This window comes from Stenotrophomonas sp. 2YAF22, assembly GCF_052114665.1.
Lineage (GTDB): Bacteria > Pseudomonadota > Gammaproteobacteria > Xanthomonadales > Xanthomonadaceae > Stenotrophomonas > Stenotrophomonas indicatrix.
This window is the reverse complement of sequence record NZ_JBFRFE010000693.1, coordinates 1-2088: the sequence shown is the minus strand read 5'-3', so window position 1 is coordinate 2088 and position 2088 is coordinate 1. Positions and strand designations below refer to the sequence as shown.

2 protein-coding genes and 1 pseudogene are annotated in these 2088 nt (G+C 70.4%); 1 reads left to right on the top strand and 2 read right to left on the bottom strand.

Features of this window, described 5'->3' with window-relative positions; genetic code table 11:
* Positions 1 to 389 (top strand): helix-turn-helix domain-containing protein (locus AB4Y84_RS20015; RefSeq protein WP_442250762.1); only part of this gene is annotated, 389 nt, incomplete at its 5' end.
* A 64-nt stretch (positions 390 to 453) separates the two neighbouring features.
* Here AB4Y84_RS20015 and AB4Y84_RS20010 read toward each other — a convergent pair.
* Together AB4Y84_RS20010 and AB4Y84_RS20005 are read right to left on the bottom strand one after the other, a co-directional pair.
* A complete protein-coding gene (locus tag AB4Y84_RS20010; RefSeq protein WP_442244296.1) occupies positions 454 to 1179 on the bottom strand; it encodes a hypothetical protein in 726 nt (241 codons plus the stop codon).
* Between the two features lie 27 nt (positions 1180 to 1206).
* Positions 1207 to 2088, bottom strand: a pseudogene (locus AB4Y84_RS20005) (pseudouridine synthase); the annotation flags it as partial.

Sequence of the window (2088 nt, the reverse complement as noted above, 5' to 3'; positions counted from 1 at the left end):
AACTGGCGCTGTGCGTGCTTGAGATTGCCGCTGCGCCGGTGGAGCCGATGGAGCTGCCATTACCGCGCGACCCGCGCATCGCCCGCTGCCTGCCGGTGGCCGAGCAGCTGCCGCCCGAACTGGGCGAGCTGGCCCAGCGCAGCGGACTGAGCGTGCGTACGATCGGGCGCCTGATGCAACGCGATACCGGCATGGGCTACCAGGCGTGGCGTCAGCAATGGCGGTTGATGCGGGCCATGGAACTGCTGCTGCTCGGCCATCGTGTCGCGCACGTGGCGCTGGAACTTGGATTCTCGGCAGAGAGTCCGTTCATCGCCTTCTTCCGCAGCATGGTCGCGACCACGCCTGCGGCGTTCCAGCGCGCCGAAAGCGCTCGAGCGGCAGGGTGAGAGTGGAGTGGTCGCGGCCGAACGCGGGGAAGCGGGCGCGTGGGCCCGGCTTCCGTCGCCGTGTCTACTGCTGGGCCATCAGCCAGGCCAATGTGCCGCGATGTGGTTCGGGCACGGTGCTGGACGCGGCATCAAGCAGCATCAGCGATGCCCAGCAGACGTCGGCAGCCGGTGCGGTGTCCATCCGCGGCAGGACCGCCATGGCCCGCGCGCGCGTGCTTTCGTCAGCCATCGAGGCGAGCAGGGCCTCGGTCGCCTCGGCAATCTGCTGTTCAGTGGCGGGGGTTGCGGGTCGCTGTTCGAGCTCGGCGAGGCTGGCCTGGTAGCTCATCTCGAACCAGAAATCGATGTCCTGCGACGGTCGCTTCTCCAGTTCGTTGAACAAGGTCCTGCCTACCTGTGCAATGTCCGACGCCGTGGTGGCGCGGGCGATCAGTGCGCATTTCTCTACCGGCATTCCGCGCAGCATTGCGGCCAGCAGCTGCGCACGCCGCTCCAGCATGGGGCGAGGCAGGCGGCCGATGCCATCCAGTGCAAGCTGTGCACCGGCGACAGCAGCCTTGTCCTTGCTGCCGGCCTGCTTGATGCGGGTGAGATAGCGCTCATCGACGATCAGCCGACGCAGCATGCGGTCGGCCGGATCGTGCAGGGCCGAAGATTTCGGCCAGGGATTCTGCGTGGCGGCGATTTCCTGCTTGAGCCGGTCGGCAGCGCGTTCGCAGCCGCCGACCGGCAACAGAACCACCAGCACGGCGCCGATGCGGGCGCCGAGGGACAACATCCGTGTCATCGCTGTGTCCTTCATTGAAGGTGGAGATCAGCCGCCGCGCGGGCCGCTGCGACGCGGGCCACCCGGACCACGGTTGCCGCCGGGGCCACCCGGGCCGCGGTTGCCACCCGGGCCGCCGGGACCACGGTTGCCGCCGGGGCCACCCGGGCCGCGATTGCCGCCCGGACCACCCGGACCACGGTTGCCGCCCGGACGTGCATTCGAATTGCCGCCCGGACGACCGTTGCCGGCCGGACGCGAGCTGCCATACGGGCTGAAGCCCGGATTGGCGTGGTCGGACGGGAAGCTGGGGGCATTGCCCGGATGGCCGTAGGGGTGCTTGTTGCCCTGGCCCTGCGAGCGGTTGCCCGCACCGGCCGGACGACCCTGGCCGCCTGCGCCACCGGCGCCACCGCGTCCTTCACCACCGTAGCCGCCACGACCCTGGCCGCCACCGGCGCCTGCGCCTGGGCCCTTCGGCTTGCCGTACGGACGGCCCTGGCCGCCTGCACCTGCGCCCGGACCACGGGCACCCGGGCCACGAGCGCCCGGACCGGCATTGCGGTGGCCGCTCGGGCCGGTGCTCACGCCATCCGGCACGTACCAGGTACGGAATGCGGCCGGGTTGCCTTCCGGCAGCGAGCGGTCGTTCTTCGRCGCGCGCTGCTTGAACGGGCGCTGCGACTGCTTGGCAGCAGCTTCACCGCTGACGGTCAGGCCGCCCTTGAAACCACCACCACCCTTGCCGCCGCGACCGCGGCCGCGGTCTTCGCGCACGTTGTCGAAGCGACGCAGTTCGCGACCTTCATCGGCGGTGTTGTGACCATTGACGTAAGCGTTGCCGCGGCCACCTTCGCGCACGCGCACGGTGGTCTTGGCGGCGCGACGCTGGCCGATCACCGGCTGCAGGGTCAGGGCCGAYGGCGCGCC

Coding starts and splice junctions, on each gene's coding strand:
- AB4Y84_RS20010 (WP_442244296.1), bottom strand. CDS start 1,179: ATGACACGGATGTTGTCCCTCGGCGCCCGCATCGGCGCCGTGCTGGTG.